14 protein-coding genes are annotated in these 15,926 nt (G+C 68.3%); 8 read left to right on the top strand and 6 right to left on the bottom strand.

The genetic code is table 11. The features are described from left to right. Nucleotide 1 precedes the first annotated feature (1 nt). Together JK358_RS00135 and JK358_RS00130 are read left to right on the top strand one after the other, a co-directional pair. A complete protein-coding gene (locus tag JK358_RS00135; protein ID WP_201941819.1) occupies nucleotides 2-1,150 on the top strand; it encodes a glutamate--cysteine ligase in 1,149 nt (382 codons plus the stop codon). A gap of 151 nt (nucleotides 1,151-1,301) precedes the next feature. Next, complete coding sequence (locus tag JK358_RS00130) at nucleotides 1,302-2,588, top strand: phosphatase PAP2 family protein (RefSeq protein ID WP_201941816.1); 1,287 nt, start codon at nucleotides 1,302-1,304, stop codon at nucleotides 2,586-2,588. Here the strand turns inward: JK358_RS00130 and JK358_RS00125 are convergent. From JK358_RS00125 to JK358_RS00110, 4 genes are all read right to left on the bottom strand, one after another. Beyond that, nucleotides 2,548-3,870, bottom strand: a complete 1,323-nt coding sequence (locus tag JK358_RS00125; RefSeq protein ID WP_201941814.1) for a hypothetical protein — start codon at nucleotides 3,868-3,870, stop codon at nucleotides 2,548-2,550. The genes JK358_RS00130 and JK358_RS00125 overlap by 41 nt on opposite strands. 157 nt (nucleotides 3,871-4,027) lie before the next feature. Next, nucleotides 4,028-6,367 carry an AAA family ATPase gene (locus JK358_RS00120; protein WP_201941811.1) on the bottom strand — a complete coding sequence of 780 codons (2,340 nt, stop codon included), beginning with the start codon at nucleotides 6,365-6,367 and terminating at the stop codon, nucleotides 4,028-4,030. A gap of 262 nt (nucleotides 6,368-6,629) precedes the next feature. Then, on the bottom strand, nucleotides 6,630-7,514 hold the full coding sequence (gene pssA / locus JK358_RS00115) for a CDP-diacylglycerol--serine O-phosphatidyltransferase (protein ID WP_372440601.1): 885 nt from the start codon (nucleotides 7,512-7,514) through the stop codon (nucleotides 6,630-6,632). Further along, nucleotides 7,514-8,230 (bottom strand): phosphatidylserine decarboxylase, encoded by a 717-nt coding sequence (locus tag JK358_RS00110; protein WP_201943677.1) that lies wholly within the window; start codon nucleotides 8,228-8,230, stop codon nucleotides 7,514-7,516. Before JK358_RS00110 ends, pssA begins: the two co-directional genes overlap by 1 nt. A 295-nt stretch (nucleotides 8,231-8,525) precedes the next feature. Between JK358_RS00110 and JK358_RS00105 the strand changes: the two genes are divergently transcribed. Further along, nucleotides 8,526-9,557: a beta-ketoacyl-ACP synthase III gene (locus JK358_RS00105; protein ID WP_201941805.1), complete on the top strand. Its 1,032-nt coding sequence runs from the start codon at nucleotides 8,526-8,528 to the stop codon at nucleotides 9,555-9,557. Here JK358_RS00105 and JK358_RS00100 read toward each other — a convergent pair. Next, the gene (locus tag JK358_RS00100; RefSeq protein WP_201941802.1) at nucleotides 9,554-10,246 is read right to left on the bottom strand and encodes an SIMPL domain-containing protein; all 693 of its coding nucleotides are present in this window, start codon (nucleotides 10,244-10,246) and stop codon (nucleotides 9,554-9,556) included. The genes JK358_RS00105 and JK358_RS00100 overlap by 4 nt on opposite strands. A 50-nt stretch (nucleotides 10,247-10,296) precedes the next feature. After that, entirely contained in the window at nucleotides 10,297-10,746 is a 450-nt protein-coding gene (locus tag JK358_RS00095; RefSeq protein WP_201941799.1) for an SRPBCC family protein, read from the bottom strand. 184 nt (nucleotides 10,747-10,930) lie between these two features. Between JK358_RS00095 and JK358_RS00090 the strand changes: the two genes are divergently transcribed. The 5 genes from JK358_RS00090 (at nucleotide 10,931) to JK358_RS00070 (ending at nucleotide 15,918) form a co-directional block, all read left to right on the top strand. Then, nucleotides 10,931-11,125, top strand: coding sequence for a hypothetical protein (locus tag JK358_RS00090; RefSeq protein WP_201941795.1), 195 nt, complete (start codon nucleotides 10,931-10,933; stop codon nucleotides 11,123-11,125). 73 nt (nucleotides 11,126-11,198) lie between these two features. Next, complete coding sequence (locus JK358_RS00085) at nucleotides 11,199-12,872, top strand: NAD(P)/FAD-dependent oxidoreductase (RefSeq protein ID WP_201941792.1); 1,674 nt, start codon at nucleotides 11,199-11,201, stop codon at nucleotides 12,870-12,872. A gap of 14 nt (nucleotides 12,873-12,886) precedes the next feature. After that, nucleotides 12,887-14,335 carry an ATP-binding protein gene (locus JK358_RS00080; protein ID WP_201941789.1) on the top strand — a complete coding sequence of 483 codons (1,449 nt, stop codon included), beginning with the start codon at nucleotides 12,887-12,889 and terminating at the stop codon, nucleotides 14,333-14,335. A gap of 15 nt (nucleotides 14,336-14,350) precedes the next feature. Then, nucleotides 14,351-14,704 (top strand): UBP-type zinc finger domain-containing protein, encoded by a 354-nt coding sequence (locus JK358_RS00075; protein WP_201941786.1) that lies wholly within the window; start codon nucleotides 14,351-14,353, stop codon nucleotides 14,702-14,704. A gap of 269 nt (nucleotides 14,705-14,973) precedes the next feature. Continuing rightward, on the top strand, nucleotides 14,974-15,918 hold the full coding sequence (locus tag JK358_RS00070) for a helix-turn-helix domain-containing protein (RefSeq protein ID WP_201941783.1): 945 nt from the start codon (nucleotides 14,974-14,976) through the stop codon (nucleotides 15,916-15,918). Nucleotides 15,919-15,926: the final 8 nt, after the last annotated feature.

Below are 15,926 nucleotides of genomic sequence, written 5' to 3'. Positions count from 1 at the left end.
CATGGCCGGGGCAGGCATCCAGAAGGTCCCCTTCAACAGTTCGCCCCGGCCCACGCTCGGCGTGGAATGGGAAGTCGCGCTGGTCGACAAGACCACGCGCGACCTGTCCAACACTGCCGCAGCGGTTTTCGAAGCCTGTGAGGATCTGCACGCCCAGGACGGCACCCCGCAGATCACCAAGGAACTGCTGAGGAACACCGTCGAACTCGTCTCCGGCGTCCACGACACCGCGAGCGAGGTCGTCGACGAACTGCACGCCACCATGGACCGGGTGCGGCGCGCCGCCGACCCGCTCGGCGTCGACTTGTTCTGTGCCGGAACACATCCCTTCGCGCAATGGTCCACCCAGCAGCTCACCCGCAGCGCCCACTACGACGAACTCATCGAACGCACCCAGTGGTGGGGCCGCCAGATGCTCATCTGGGGCGTGCACGTGCACGTCGGAATCTCCCACCCGGAGAAGGTCTTTCCCATTCTCAACGGGCTGCTGCCGTTCTACCCGCACCTGCTCGCGCTGTCCGCCTCCTCGCCCATGTGGGCCGGGGTCGACACCGGCTACGCCAGCAACCGGGCCCTCATGTTCCAGCAATTGCCCACCGCCGGACTGCCTTTCCAGTTCGACAACTGGACCCAGTTCGAGGCCTACGTCCACGATCAGACGAAAACCGGTGTGTTCGAACAACTCGGCGGCATGCACTGGGACATCCGGCCCGCGCCCAAATGGGGCACCATCGAGGTCCGCATCTGCGACGGCACCCCGACCCGCACCGAACTCTCCGCGCTGGTCGCGCTGATCCACTGCCTGATGGTCGACCTCGACCACCGCGTCGAGAGCGGGGAGCAACTGCCGCCGCCGCTGCCGCCCTGGCACGTCCAGGAGAACAAGTGGCGGGCCGCGCGGTACGGGCTCGACGCCATCATCATCACCGACGCCGACAGCAACGAACGCCTGGTCACCGACGACCTCACCGATCTGCTCAACCGGCTCGAACCCACCGCCAAGGCACTGGGCTGCGAGAACGAACTCGCGCTCGTCGCCGAGATTCCCAAACGGGGCGCGTCCTATCAGCGGCAGCGCCGGGTCGCCGCCGCCTCCCAGGGCGATCTCGTGTCGGTGGTGGACTCGCTGGTCAAAGAGCTCGACCAGTAACCTCGCGGCGACCGGGGGCTGTTCAACCGAGACGCGGGTCACGTTCAACTCGCCACAGGGGTGGCGTTCATACGCCGTTTACTATGGCTGAGTGCTCCTCGACAACCGGCGACCCGAACTAGAAGGTGAGACGAGCCGGGTCAGGGACCTGGTGACGTCTCGTGCGGTACGGGTGGGGGCCGCCGTCGCGGCAGTGCCGGTGCTGCTGCTCGCACTGCAGATCTTCGCCTCCCGCAACGGATTCGAAGGACCCCTCGAAAGCACCTGGCACGACTTCACCGGCACGCCCAAATCGGTGACCGTGCCGTGGGCGGGCCTCGCGCTCGCCCTCGTCGGACTCACCTGGCGGTGGCGGTTCATCACCCTCGGCGCGGCCCTCGGCATCGACGCCGTATTCGCGGGCGTGCGACTGCTGCGGGACGGGACGCCGACCCTCGGCAGCGGGCCGACCATCGCAATAACCGGCATCGCCCTCTGGGCAGCCTTCCGCTGGACGGGCACCCAGCGGCGCAACGCCCTGCACGCCGCCGCATTGGGCGCACTGCTCATCCTCGCCACCAAGGTCGGCGACGTGTGGCTGCACATCACCGTGATCGCGCGGCCCACCGTGCTCGACGAATACGTCCTGCTCGCCGACCACGCCCTCGGCGAACCGTCCTGGCTGGTCGGCCGGGCCGTCGACTGGGCCGGGCCGGTCGTCTACAACATCCTGCACTGGGTCTACATCGAGCTGCCCGTCATGGCCATGATCGTCGCGGTGTGGCAGCTGCGCGGCGTCGTCACCCGCGGACAGTGGCCGAGCCACTACCTGATCCGCACCTTCCTGGTGCTCGGTCTGCTCGGGCCCGTCGTGTACGTGATCTTCCCCGTGGTCGGCCCCATGTTCGCGTTCGGCCCCGACGGGCACGGGCTGCAGGTCGGCGACTACTGGCCGCAGATCATCCCGCCGCTCGACACCCATCCCGCCGCACTGCCTTTCGACAATGTGACCCCGCGCAACTGCATGCCGTCCATGCACACCGCGTGGGCGCTCACCGTATTCATCCACTCCCGGCGCGACAACAACGGCGACCCCGCACCCCGGCTGCTGCGCTGGGCGGGCACCTTCTGGCTGCTCGCAACCCTCACCGCCACACTCGGATTCGGCTACCACTACGGCGTCGACCTGGTCGCGGGCGCGGTGCTGTGCCTGACCGTCGAATCCGCGCTGCGCGCACCCGAACGCGGCTGGGACCGCACCCGCATCCAGCTCGTCGCCTCCGGCTTCGCGCTGCTGACCGCGCTGCTGCTGTCCTACCGGTACCTGGCCGTCGAAATGGCCGAATTCCCGGTTCCCGCAGGCATTGTCGTCGTCGGACTGCTAATCGCCTACGTGACCGCCTTCTACCGCACCTGGTTCACTCCCCAGCCGGCGTCTCGGGATCCGCAACCGGCTTGACCGGCTTCGCCGGGCGGCTGCGCCGCAGAATGTACAGCCCGGCAGCACAACCCAGCGCGATGAACACCGCCGTCCACGCGGGCGCGGAGGTGTCGTGCGTCGTCACCGTGCACACGATCGCCGTGTTCCCGTCCTGCATCGCGTAGTGCCCGCGCGCCACGTAATCGCGCAGACCCAGCACCGCCGACGGCACGAACAGCAGCATGGTGCCCAGCACCCGGCTCGGCACATAACGCGGCCGGGCCGCCATCAGGCCGTACCCGGCCAGCCACGCCAGCAGCGCACCGCCGCCCACCACCACTGCGGCCCAATCGGATTCGGCGGTGAGCGCGGTGAGCACACCCAGCACGACCAGCAGCAGCACACACGCCATCGGCGCGGGCCGCCGCTCGCCGTACCACATACCCGCCGCCGCCACCGCGACCATCAGCGGAATAGACCAGGCCGGCAGCTCCGCCGCGATCGACGCCGAACCCACCGCGCTGATGGCCACCGCCACCAGCACCAGCTCACCGTCCCGGCGCGGCAGCAGCATGGCGGCGATGAGCGCGGTCGTCACCGCCGTCACCACCGCCAGGCCCACACCCGCGAAGCTGTCCCCGTGCCGCGCCAGCCATTCCGCGCTCACCAGGGTCACCAGCACGACCACCACGCCCGCGAGAATCGGTGTCAGCGGCAGTTCGATGGAGGGCCGCGCGGCCGGACGGCGATTGCGGTTCAGCAGTACGCCGACGCCCACCAGGATCACCGCCAGCCACAGCATCCACATGGGCGGCATATCCGCGGCCCGCCAGGAATCGGAATAGCCGCCGAGCAGATCACCCACCGTCGGCAGCGGATTCACCGAACCCAGCAGCAGGCTCGTCAGCGCGCCCAGCGTCCAGCCGTAGGCGGGCAGCCGATGATGCAGCACCGCCGCGCCCAGCGCGCCCATGGCCGCGCCGCCCGACAGCGAATCGATGAAGTTCATCGTCGCCAGCGAATCGCCGACCGCCGCCGTATGCCCGACCGTGTGGTTCACGACCAGCACCAGCATGGCGACCAGCGCCGTACCCCACGCGGCGACGACACTGCCGAGCGTGGTGAGCAGGACGGCCACGATCATGGCGACGAGCACGCCCGCGGCGACGGCGCGCGGCAGGCTGTAGGCGAGCAGATCCAGTTGCAGGGCGGAGGTCTGGGATGTCCAGCCGAAGTCGATCGGCATGGCCAGCGACAGTCCCGCAACGGTTGTCGCGACCAGTGCCGTGATCGTTTCGAGGGCTACTTGATACGACCTCACCTGGGTGAAACTACCGGCGATAGTGGGTCCGATCGGTCCGACTCGCCTGACTTATTTTGTTTGCGAGGATGTCGCCGGAAGCGAACCAGAAGTGTCGGCGCGCGACCCCCGCGACTTTCGGGCTTATCCTGTCCGCCGGCTCCCGGCCGGATATCCGTCAGACGTAGCCGGAGGCCGTCCCGTTCTGACCCGACCCGGCGCGCTGGGCGGCGTAGCGGCGCAACGACTCCACCTGGACCGGGTCCAGCGACGGACGCACCACCTTGCGGGCGGCGGCAACGTCGGCGGCCGTCACCAGCTCGGCGTCGATGTCATTGCGCAGCGCGGCCAAGGCGGCCTCGCGGAGCAGCGCCGAGCAGTCCGCAGCCGAATAGCCCTCCAGCTCGGCGGCCAGCTGGCGCAGCCGCACGTTCTTGGCCAGCTGCACGGATTTGGCTGCGGTGCGCAGGATCTCGGCCCGCGCCGCCGCATCCGGCGGCGGGACGAAGACCAGGCGCTCCAGGCGACCCGGGCGGGTCAGCGCCGGGTCGATCAGGTCGGGGCGGTTCGTCGCGCCCACGACGACCACGTCGCGCAGCGGCTCCACGCCGTCCATCTCGGTCAGCAGGGTCGCCACCACGCGGTCGGTCACGCCGGAGTCGTGCGACTGCCCGCGGCGCGGGGCGAGCGCGTCGATCTCGTCCAGGAAGATCAGCGACGGGGCCGAATCGCGGGCGCGCTGGAACAGTTCGCGCACCGCCCGCTCGGACGAGCCCACCCACTTGTCCATGAGCTCCGCGCCCTTCACCGCGTGCACGCTCAGGTGCCCGGTGCCGGCCAGCGCCCGCACCAGATACGTTTTTCCGCAGCCGGGCGGCCCGTACAGCAGCACCCCGCGCGGCGGGTCGATCCCGAGCCGCTGGAAGGAATCCGGATGCTGCAGCGGCCACAGCACCGCCTCGGTGAGCGCCTGCTTGGTCTCCACCATGTCGCCGACATCGTCGAGACTCACACTGCCGATGGCCAATTCCTCGGACCCCGAACGCGACAGCGGCCGGATCACCTCCAGCGCACCCACCAGATCGTCCTGGGTGAGCACCGTGCGACTGCGGCGCTGCTCCTCGGTGAGCTCCGGATCGTCCTTGGCCTGCTTGGCGCGCAGCGCGGCCCGCAATGCCGCCTCCCGCACCAGCGCCGCCAGATCCGACACCACGAAACCCGGCGTGCGCGAAGCGATCTCGTCCAGTCTCAAACCCTCGGTCGGTGCCTGTCGCAGCAGCGTCTCCAACAGCGCGGTCCGCACCGCCGCCGTCGGCAGCGGCAGCGACACCTCGCGATCACACAGATCCGGGCCACGCAGCCGGGTGTCGACCCCGGCCGGATTCGAGGTGGTCACCAACATGGCCACCGCCGGATGCGCCACCGCCGCCCGCAATTGATCGAGGATGAGCGTCGCGACCGGCTCCGCGTCGGCGGGCAGCAGCGCATCGACATCGGTGATCAGCAGGACGCCGCGCGCCCCCGAACAGATATCGGCGACCGCCTCCGCCACCATGCGCAGCCGGGTACCGCTCTCGGTCGCGCCGACCGACGGGCCGTCCAGTTCGACCAGGTGCCGTGACCCGGCCACGGCCCGCGCCAGCGTCGTCTTGCCAACCCCCGAGGGGCCGGTGATCATCACCCCGAGATGGGAGGGCGCGCCCAACGTTTTCAGCAGATCCGGTTCGTCCAGAACGAGATTCAGCCATTCGGTGAGCTTGGCGGCCTGCGTCTGCACACCCGCCAGATCGGCCACCGCCACCGTGGTGGCAGGTGCGGGCGAGCGATCCGGCAGCGGAGCCGGAACCCCACCGGATACGACGGCCCCTTCGGGCGCACCGGCGACTCCGCCCACCGGTGTGCCGCCGAGCCGTGCGAGGCCCCCGAGCCCGTTCCCTTCCGGCACCGGGGACTCGCCGGAAGGCACACCCACGCCCCACTCGACCATCGTGTTCGGCTTCACGCTCACCGGGCCGGGCGGATCGGTCATGGTCACCTGGAGTTGCTCGGCGGTCCACCCGAATCCGAAGCTGCGCGAGAGCTCCTGCGCCACAGCCGAACTGCTCGCCGCGGGCTCTACATCCTGCGGCGACAGCGATACCCGGTCGCTCACGGTGACGATCTTGCGCAACAGTGCCCGCCGCAGTGTCGGCACCGGCACCGACCGCATGGCCATCGCCGACCCGATCACCGAAATCCGCCGCGCGTCACTCACCACAGCGGGCGAGACCAGCACCGTCGCATCCGGCCGCACCCCCGCATTGGTCAGCGTCAACTCGTCGAGCAGCACCTCGCCCGGCTGGATCTTGCGGGATTCGACGGCCACCACCACGGTGGTCGCCCGATTCCCCCGCAGCGTGACCCCGTCCTGCTTGCGCAACCCCAGCGCGGTCAGCGTCTCCGGATGCAACCGCACCACGCCCCGCCGGGCATCGGCGGCCGAAGTGTTCAGTCGAGCGGTCAACGCGAGTTCCGGCACGTTCCCATTGTGCCCGCAGCGACCCCCACGCCGACCCGACTAAGCGCGAGAACGGCCAACCTTCTCACTCGCGCACCCGGCCGTCGTCATCAGCGGGTGTCCTCTCTCGTCATCCCGGCATGCTCTTGGCCGGGATCCACACTGGCCGCTGTGGATTCCGGCCAAAAGCGCGCCGGAATGACGGGGTGAGGCCCGCTGAATACAGCTGGAGCCGCGCGGTTTCGATGACCGCGCGGCTCCAGCCGGGTAATTCGAGGTGGTGTTACCGACCGCCGGGGCGGCGCAGCCGCAGGCGGGCCGTGGAGACCCGGGGCATGCGGCCGATGGGACGCTGACGACGCTGTTCGCGGCGCTGGGCGCGGCGTTCGGCGGGCTTGTGGTTCCAGGTCTCCGGGCGAGCCGCCACCCAGCGGGCCGAGTGCACCGCGAAGGGGATGTGGACCAGGTAGATGCCGACCAGGGCCATCATCAGGATGAGCGGGTAGGTGACCAGCAGCGCGGCGGCCAGCGCCACCAGGACCAGCAGGATCGGGGCGGTGCGCGGGGCCACCGACACCGACTTGATGGCCAGGGTCGGCAGGGTGCTCACACAGAGCAGGCCGGTGAGGACCGTCCACACCGCGACCATCGGGAAGCTGACCCACCAGCCGTCGTGGAACTGCTCCGACAGCGCGATGGGCAGCAGCACGATGAGCGCGCCCGCCGGAGCGGGGACGCCGACGAAATACTCACGCTGCCAATCGGGCCGGGAGTCGTCGTCCATCAGGGTGTTGAAGCGGGCCAGCCGCAGCACCATGCACACCGCGAACATGAGGGCGATGATCCAGCCCACGCTGTCCTGGTGCAGGAAGGTCACATACAGCACCAGCGCCGGCGTCACGCCGAAGGCGATGGCGTCGGACAGCGAATCCAGTTCCGCGCCCATCTTGGTGGTGGCGTCCAGCATGCGGGCGATGCGGCCGTCGAGCATGTCGAAGACGGCCGCCGCGCCGACCAGCGCCAGCGCCATGCCGAGCTGGTTCTCCATGGCGAACTTGACCGCCGAGAGCCCCGAGCACAGCCCGAGGATCGTCACCATGCTGGGCAGCAGCCGGATGGTCCGGTTGCGTTTGCGGCCTGCGACGGGAGCGGGCGCGAGTTGCTCCATCATGAATCCAGTTCGGCCAGCACCGTTTCCGCGCCGATGGTCCGCTGCCCCGGGTTGACCAGGAGCTTCGTCCCGGCCGGGAAGTAGGTGTCCACGCGGGAGCCGAACCGGATGAGACCGTAGGTGTCGCCGATGGTGAGCTTGTCGCCCACCTTGGCCTCGCAGATGATGCGCCGCGCCAGCAGGCCCGCGATCTGCACGACCGCGAACTTCCGGCCGTCCTCGGTCTCGATGACCATGGTGTTGCGCTCGTTGGCGTCGCTGGCCTCGGGCAGATCCGCGGACAGGAACTGGCCCTTCTTGTAGATCACCTCGGTGACCAGGCCGCTCACCGGCACGCGCTGGACGTGCACGTCGAGCACGGACAGGAAGATGCTCACGCGCGGCAGCGGCTGATCGCCCAGGCCGAGTTCGGCGGGCGGCACGGCGGTGTCGACGAGTGCGACCTCGCCGTCGGCGGGCGCGACGACCACGCCGGGCCGGTTCGGCGGCACCCGGTGCGGGTGGCGGAAGAAGGTGGCGCAGGCCGCGGCCGCGAACAATCCCGTGCGGCGCAGCCACTTCCGCCGATAGCCCAGCGCGGCGACGGCGAGCGGCGCCGCGACGAACGGCAGGCCGGCCGGATGCAGCGGCGGGATGGCGGAGCGAACCAGGTCGGCGACATGGCCGAGACCGGTTTGTTCGGGGGTGCCGGGCGGGGTGGGACGGCGGGCCACAAGCTCCTCTTTCATGCGCGGGCAGGTGTGGTCGGGGACCGCGTCACACCTTACGGGAACTCGGTGTCGCACTCGCGGTCTCGGTTGGCTTGCGCGCATGTGAACCGCGCGGCACCGATAGGCGTAGTGAAGGTGACCAAACGGGCAATACGCCCAGATTGTGAGCGAACACACACGCGTGAGACACTTTACGCCCTAATATGAGGGTTCCTCATGTCTGCGGCGTCATCGGGCCGCAGGGGGGTGAGGACCCGATGAAGGCCACGTTCGGCGCGCAGTACATAGGAGAAGCACCATGGCTGCTCGAATTGCCTCGGTAAACGGGGCAGAGCACACAGCAATCCTCGGGCTCGGCGTGTACCGCCCGACCCGAATAGTCACCAATGATGAGGTCGCCGGGCCCATCGACTCCAGCGACGAATGGATCCGGACGCGTTCCGGCATCCGCACCCGTCGCTTCGCGGGCAAGGACGAGACGATCATCAGCATGAGCGCCGCGGCCGCCCGCGACGCCATCGAAGCGGCCGAGATCGACGCCGAACAGATCGACTGCGTCATCGTCGCCACCTCCACCTGGCTGCTGCTCACACCCGCTGGCGCCCCGCAGATCGCCACCGAACTCGGCCTGAACGGCGTCGCCGCCTTCGACATCTCCGCGGGCTGCGCCGGCTTCTGCCACGCCCTCGCGCTCGCCTCCGACCTGGTGAAGGGCGGCACCGCCCGGCACGTCCTGGTCATCGGCGTCGAAAAGCTCACCGACACCTTCAATCCCAAGGACCGCGGCACCGCGTTCCTGTTCGCCGACGGCGCGGGCGCGGTGGTGGTCGGACCCTCCGAGGAACCCGGCATCGGTCCCACGGTCTGGGGTTCGGACGGCACCCAGCACCACGCCATCCGCCAGGACAAGGACTGGGTGCAGTTCTTCGAGGAGATCGAGGAGAAGGGCCTCGACGCGGTCCGCCCCTACCTGGCCATGGAGGGCACGGCCGTATTCCGCTGGGCCGCACACTCCCTGGAGAAAGTCTGCCGCGACGCCATCGAGGTCGCCGGGCTCACCCCTGACGATCTCGACGCCATGGTTCCGCACCAGGCCAACGGCCGCATCATCGAGATCATGGCCCGGGTGCTGAAGCTCCCGGAGCACTGCGCGCTCGCCAATGACATCGAGGAGACGGGCAATACCTCGGCCGCCTCGATTCCGCTGGCCATGGAGGCCATGATGCGCAAGGGCGATGCCAAACCCGGCGGCACCGCCCTGCTCATCGCCTTCGGCGCGGGCCTGTCCTACGCGGCCCAGGTGGTCACGCTGCCGAACTTCAAGAGCTAGTTCAGATTCCAGACGGCGTTGACGGTGAAGGTCACCGTCTGCTGTCCGGGTTCGAGGGCGAAATCGGCTGCTGCGGGCGCGGATTCCCGCAGCAGCGGTGAGCTGCCGCCGTCCGAGGATTCACTGATGGTCTTGACGCTGCCCAGCTTCAGCCCCGCCAGGTCGGCGTACTGCTGAGCCCGGTTCTTGGCGTCCTCGAAGGCCCGCGCGCGAGCGTCGGAGAGCAGTTTCGTGTTGTCCTCCAGGGAGAACGACACGGAACTGATCCGGGTGTCGTTGCCGCCCGCCTTGACGGCCGCGTCGAGAATGCTCGACGCCTTGGGCAGATCCCGCACCACCACATGCACCGAGTTCGAGGCCTTGTACCCGGTGATGTTGTTCCCGTCCGGCCCGTAGCTCGGATACACGGATACATCGGTGGTGCGAATGTCCTCCTTCTTCGCGCCCGCCGTGACCATGGCCTCGGTGATGGCCTTGGCCTTGGCGTTCGCACCGTCGACGGCGGTGGACACATCGGCCGCCGTCACCTCGGCCCCGAGGTCGGCATTGAGCACATCGGGTGTGCCCTGCACTTTTCCGGTGCCGACCACCGAAACGGTCCGGTCGGAATCGGAATCGGAACTACCGCAGCCGGTGAGCAGCAGCGCGACACCGGCGGCCGCGGCACAGATACCTGTAAGTCGTCGCATGACAGCGAACCTACTTACCGGTCGGCGCGCCCGCCCGTGAACACGCGAGATCAGCGCTCTACCGCGGTCTTGATCTTCCCGAGGGTTTCGTTCATGCCCTGCACGAGCCCGTCCTCGAAGTTCACCTCGCCGCCGAGGGTGGTGTCGATCATCTTGCGGATCACCCACGGCACATTGCCGACCACGTCACGACGCTGAGTGACCTTGGTGCCGTTGGCCGTCGGTTCGAGGGTGAAGCTCCAGATGGTGCGGTTCTCGGTCATGCGGAACGCGATGGCCCTGTTCGGCTCGAACCGCACGACGCGCGAGGTGGTCGGCCACACCTTCGCGCCGTCCTTGTTGAGGTTGATGGTCCAGGTGCCGGTGCGCACCGAGCCGAGCGGCTGCATCCGGATGCACTGCGGGCTGAACTCCGGCATGCGCTTGAGATCGGAGACGACGTTCCAGACCTGCTCGGGCGCCGCGGCGATATCGATGGTGGCTTCCAGATTCTTCGGCAACGTCGCCTCCGGTGATGTGACTATCGGTACCAGGCAATCCTAGGTCGCACCCGCCACTGAAAATCATCTAGATCACATTCCGGTGGTGTCACGCCGCCGAATGTAATGGCCGGAGCACAATGGCTGATAGACGTAGCAACAGACACTGCCACCAGCTTCCGAGCGAAACGTGAGGTGATCGGCCGTGAAACTGCGCTCGCTCCTGCATCGCAAAACCTCGGCGATGCCGCTCCTCCCCTCCGATGAGACCGGCAACGGTGCGCCGCCGCCCGCCCGGACCATTCGGGCCGGACGGAAGGCGAAAGGCGCCGACGAGGAACGCCTCGAACGGCTCCTCACCCCGAGTGAGCTGGATCTGGTTGAACATCACCGGATTTGAGCCCGTGGCGAACAAGCGCGGTGGAGACGCAGCGCGGCGCCGAGCATTTGCCCAGCGGGCTCATACTCGTTAGGTGACTTCACCTGTTGCCGCCAAGCCGGCCATCCTCAGCGTCGACGACGATCCCGGTGTGTCACGCGCCGTGGTTCGCGACCTGCGCCGCCGCTACGGGGCGGACTACCGGATTCTGCGGGCGGAGTCCGGTGCGGATGCGTTGGAGACGCTCCGCGAGATGAAACTGCGGGGTCAGCCCGTCGCTGTTCTCATCGCCGACTACCGGATGCCCGGTATGAACGGCGTCGAATTCCTCGAGCAGGCCATGGACCTGCACCCGTACGCCCGGCGGGTACTGCTCACCGCCTACGCCGACACCGATGCCGCCATCGAGGCCATCAATGTCGTCGACCTCGACCACTACCTGCTCAAGCCGTGGGATCCGCCGGAGGAGAAGCTGTACCCGGTCGTCGACGCCCTGCTCGACGCGTGGAAGAGCGACGAGCACCGGCCCGTGCACGAAACCAAGGTGGTCGGTCACCGCTGGTCGGCCCGCTGCTCCGAGGTGCGCGAATTCCTGGCCCGCAATCAGCTGCCCTACCGCTGGTACCAGTTCGACGAGCCCGAGGGCGCGCGCCTGCTCACTGCCGCCGGCGCGACCGAGGACCAGTGCCCGGTCATCATCAACCCGTCCGGTGAGGTGCTCATCGGACCGAGCGATTCGGAACTGGCCGAGGGCGTCGGCCTCTCCACCGCACCGACCGGCGACTTCTACGACCTGATCGTGGTCGGCGGCGGTCCCGCCGGTTTGGGCGCGGCGGTTTACGGCGCGTCGGAGGGTTTGCGCACGGTGCTGGTGGAACGCACCGCCACCGGCGGCCAGGCCGGACAGAGCTCGCGCATCGAGAACTACCTGGGCTTCCCGGATGGGCTCTCCGGCGCGCAGCTGGCCGACCGGGCCCGCCGCCAGGCCGTGAAATTCGGGGCCGAGCTGATCACCGCGCGTGAGGTCGTGGCCCTGGAAGCCTGCGGTTCCGCCCGCGTCGTGAAGTTCGCGGACGGCGGCAGCATCGCCGCGCACTCGGTGCTCATCGCGACCGGCGTCAACTACCGCCACCACCCCGCGCCCGGCATCGACGATTTCACCGGTCGCGGCGTCTACTACGGCTCGGCCATGACCGAGGCCTCCGACTGCGCCGACCGCGACGTCTACATCGTCGGCGGCGCGAACTCGGCGGGCCAGGCCGCGGTGTTCCTGTCCCGGCAGGCCAAGACCGTGCACATTCTGGTGCGCGCGGGCTCGCTGGTGGATTCCATGTCGCACTACCTGATCCAGCAGATCGAGCAGATCCCGAACATCAAGGTGCACACCCGCACCGAGGTGGTCTCCGCCGACGGCGACGATCACCTGGAACGCATCGTGCTGCGCAACAACGACACCGGCCAGGAAGAAAAGGTCGACGCCGAGCGTTTGTTCCTGTTCATCGGCGCCGCCCCGGAAACCGACTGGCTCGACGGCCTGGTCATTCGCGACGACGCCGGATACGTGCTCGCCGGCCCCGACCTCATGGTCGACGGTGAGCGCCCGGCGGGCTGGGAACTGCCCCGGCCCCCGCAGCATCTCGAGACCAGCGTGCCCGGCGTCTTCGTGGCCGGTGACGTCCGTGCGGAATCCGCGAAACGAGTGGCCTCGGCCGTCGGCGAAGGCGCCATGGCAGTGATGCTCGTCCACCGCTACCTGGCCAAGCAGTAGTAGGGAGTACGTCAATGGGCGGACAGCTCATCTGTAATCCGGAGGAACTGCGCACCCTGTTCCTCTTCGAGAAGCTCGACGACGAACAGCTCGCGTGGCTGTGCCGCGACGGCCGGGTCGAGCACTTCGAACCCGGCCTCGTCTTCCGCGAGGGCGAGCCGGCCACCTGCTTCTACGTCCTCATGGAGGGCGAATGCCGGTTGACCAAACTGTCGGCGGGTGAGGAGATCGAACTCGTCCGCACCAGCCAGCACGGCGTGTATTCCGGCGCGTGGACGGCGTATCTGGGCGACAAGGTCGAACAGACCTATTCGAGCTCGTTCTACGTGACCAAGCCGTCCCGGTTCTTCGTCCTGGACGCCGCCTGCTTCGCGGAGATGATGGCGGCCTGGTTCCCGATGGCGCTGCATCTGCTGGAGGGTGCGTTCTTCGGCAACCGCAATATCAACGAGCGGGTGAACCAGCGGGAACGGCTGCTCGCGCTGGGTTCGCTGTCGGCGGGCCTGACACACGAGCTCAACAACCCGGCGGCGGCTGCTTCCCGTGCCACCTCGTCGCTGCGCGAACGGGTCGCGGGCATGCGGCACAAGCTGAAGATGATGGCGCACGGCAAATTCGACTCCAAGACCCTCGAGGTCATGGTGCAGTTCCAGGAGGAGGCGGCCGATCAGGTCGCCAAGGCTCCGGCGCTCACCTCGCTGGAAGCCGCCGACCGCGAGGACGAACTCGGCGACTGGCTGGAGACCCACGATATCCGCAACGGCTGGGATATCGCCCCGACCTTCGTGCAGGCGGGCCTGGACATCGACTGGCTGGAGAAGGTGCACGGCACGCTCTCCGGTTGCGGCGGAGACGTTTTCGAGGGCGCGATCCGCTGGCTCAACTACACGGTCGAGACCGAGCTGCTCATGAACGAGATCACCGACTCCACCACGCGGATCTCGTCGCTGGTGAACGCCGCCAAGCAGTACTCGCAGATGGATCGCGCACCCTTCCAGGTGGTGGACATCCACGAACTGCTCGACAGCACGCTGGTCATGCTGGGCCGCAAGATCGGTGACGACATCCAGATCGTCAAGGAGTACGACCGCACGCTGCCGACCGTGCCCTGCTACGCGGCCGAGCTGAACCAGGTGTGGACCAACCTGATCGACAACGCCATCGCCGCCATGCACGGCCGCGGCACGCTGACCGTCCGCACCTACCAGGAAAACGACTGCGTCGCAGTGGAAATCTGCGATACCGGCGCGGGCGTGCCCGAGGAGATCCGCACCCGCATCTTCGAACCCTTCTTCACCACCAAACCGGTGGGCGAGGGCACGGGCCTGGGCCTGGACATCTCTTTCCGCATCGTGGTGAACAAGCATCACGGTGACATCCGCGTGGAATCCGAGCCGGGCAACACCCGGTTCATCGTCCGGCTGCCGCTGGACAGCACCGAAAACGCAAGTGCGACCAACTGATACGGGAGGCGAGTGATGGCGGAGCAGATCCCCGGAATCGATCCGGCCGTGGCCCCGAGCGGCCCCGGCTGCCTGGAATGCGAAGCGGCGCAGGGCTGGTGGGTGCACCTGCGGCGGTGCGCCGAGTGCGGGCACGTCGGCTGCTGCGACACCTCGCCGTCGCAGCACGCCACCCATCACGCCAAGGACACCGGCCACCCGTTCATCCAGAGTTACGAGCCGGGGGAGTCCTGGTTCTTCAACTTCGAGACCGGCGAAATGTACGGTGACGGACCGGAATTGGCCGCACCCCATCATCATCCGCTGGATCAGTCGGTGCCGGGACCGCGGGACCGGGTGCCCGCGGATTGGCAGCAGCACATCCACTGAACGCCGCGACGCTGTACGGCTCCGGGGGCCATGTCCGTGGGCCGTACAGCGTCCGAGGGGTACGCCGGTGCTCGTTCCGAGAGGTGCGATCCGGCGGGGGGTCGACGCCACCGCGGCGGCTCATTGCTACGGCAGTATCGCCGTTCTCCACCGTAGCGGTCGTGCGCCCAGCAGAATGTGCTGTGCGTGCACTGCTGTGTTCCGACAGTGCGCGGCTGGGTTGCCAAGGGATCTCATGGGTTTCGAGTGCTCCGGGAACGGAGGGCGGTATGGCACTCGTCTTCGACACCGAGCTGATCGATCCGCGCGATCGAGCGGACGCGGTGGCCACCGCGGTGGCGCAGATGTCCGCGCCCGCGCACATGGTCTGCGACGGCGACGGTGAGCGGATCGAATCACGGATCGAGGCTTGGGATTTCGGCGCCGTCAATGTGGTGCGCGCGCGGATAACGGGTTTCGATCTCACCCGCACGACGAAGCTGGTGCGTACCGCACCGGCGGGCGCGATGGAGATCCTCGCCATGCACACGGGGACCATCCGCCATCGACAGGGTGACGAGCAGCGCGAATGCGTCGGCGGCGGTCTGTTCGGCCTGGATTTCGACGCGCCGTACCGGGTCGGCGCACCGCATTCCGGTGAGATGACCGCGGTGGTGGTGCCGGTGGAGCGGCTGGGGCTGCCGATGGAGACGGTGCGCGTCGGCGCGGCGCAGGCCGATCTCAGCCCGCTTTCGGCTCTGGTCGCGAATCAGGTTGTGCTGCTGGGCGATTCGGCGGAACGGTTGGCGGCCGACACCGCCGCGCCGCTGCTCGGCGAGGTGTGCGTGGACATGGTGCGCGCGCTGCTGGTCTCGGCGGCGAGCGGTGGCCGGGACGGCGCGATGCTGCCCGCGGATCTGCTGCTCACCCAGATCCGCGAATATGTGCGCCGCCGACTGGCCGATCCGGATCTGACGCCGGCGCGCATCGCGCGGGCGCACAGTGTGTCCGTGCGGCAGCTGTACAAGCTGTGCGCCGAGTCGGGTTTCCGATTGGAGCAGTGGATCATCGGGCAGCGGCTGGAGCGGGTGCGGGAGGAGTTGCGGCTGCCGCGGAATCGGTCGCGGTCCATCGCCGCGGTGGCGCAGCGCTGGGGATTCCGGGATTCCTCGCATTTCGCTCGCCGATTCCGTGCGGAGTACGGCATGTCGCCGCGGGAATGGCGCAATACGTAGCGACCGTC

Origin of the sequence: Nocardia acididurans, assembly GCF_016741815.1 — a bacterium.
Taxonomy (GTDB): domain Bacteria; phylum Actinomycetota; class Actinomycetes; order Mycobacteriales; family Mycobacteriaceae; genus Nocardia; species Nocardia acididurans.
The sequence above is the reverse complement of the archived record's forward strand: the minus strand, read 5'-3'. Positions and strand labels throughout refer to the sequence as shown.

Coding starts and splice junctions, on each gene's coding strand:
- JK358_RS00100 (WP_201941802.1), bottom strand. CDS start 10,246: ATGCGACGACTTACAGGTATCTGTGCCGCGGCCGCCGGTGTCGCGCTG.
- JK358_RS00135 (WP_201941819.1), top strand. CDS start 2: ATGGCCGGGGCAGGCATCCAGAAGGTCCCCTTCAACAGTTCGCCCCGG.
- JK358_RS00075 (WP_201941786.1), top strand. CDS start 14,351: ATGGCGGAGCAGATCCCCGGAATCGATCCGGCCGTGGCCCCGAGCGGC.
- JK358_RS00080 (WP_201941789.1), top strand. CDS start 12,887: ATGGGCGGACAGCTCATCTGTAATCCGGAGGAACTGCGCACCCTGTTC.
- pssA (WP_372440601.1), bottom strand. CDS start 7,514: ATGGAGCAACTCGCGCCCGCTCCCGTCGCAGGCCGCAAACGCAACCGG.
- JK358_RS00105 (WP_201941805.1), top strand. CDS start 8,526: ATGGCTGCTCGAATTGCCTCGGTAAACGGGGCAGAGCACACAGCAATC.
- JK358_RS00070 (WP_201941783.1), top strand. CDS start 14,974: ATGGCACTCGTCTTCGACACCGAGCTGATCGATCCGCGCGATCGAGCG.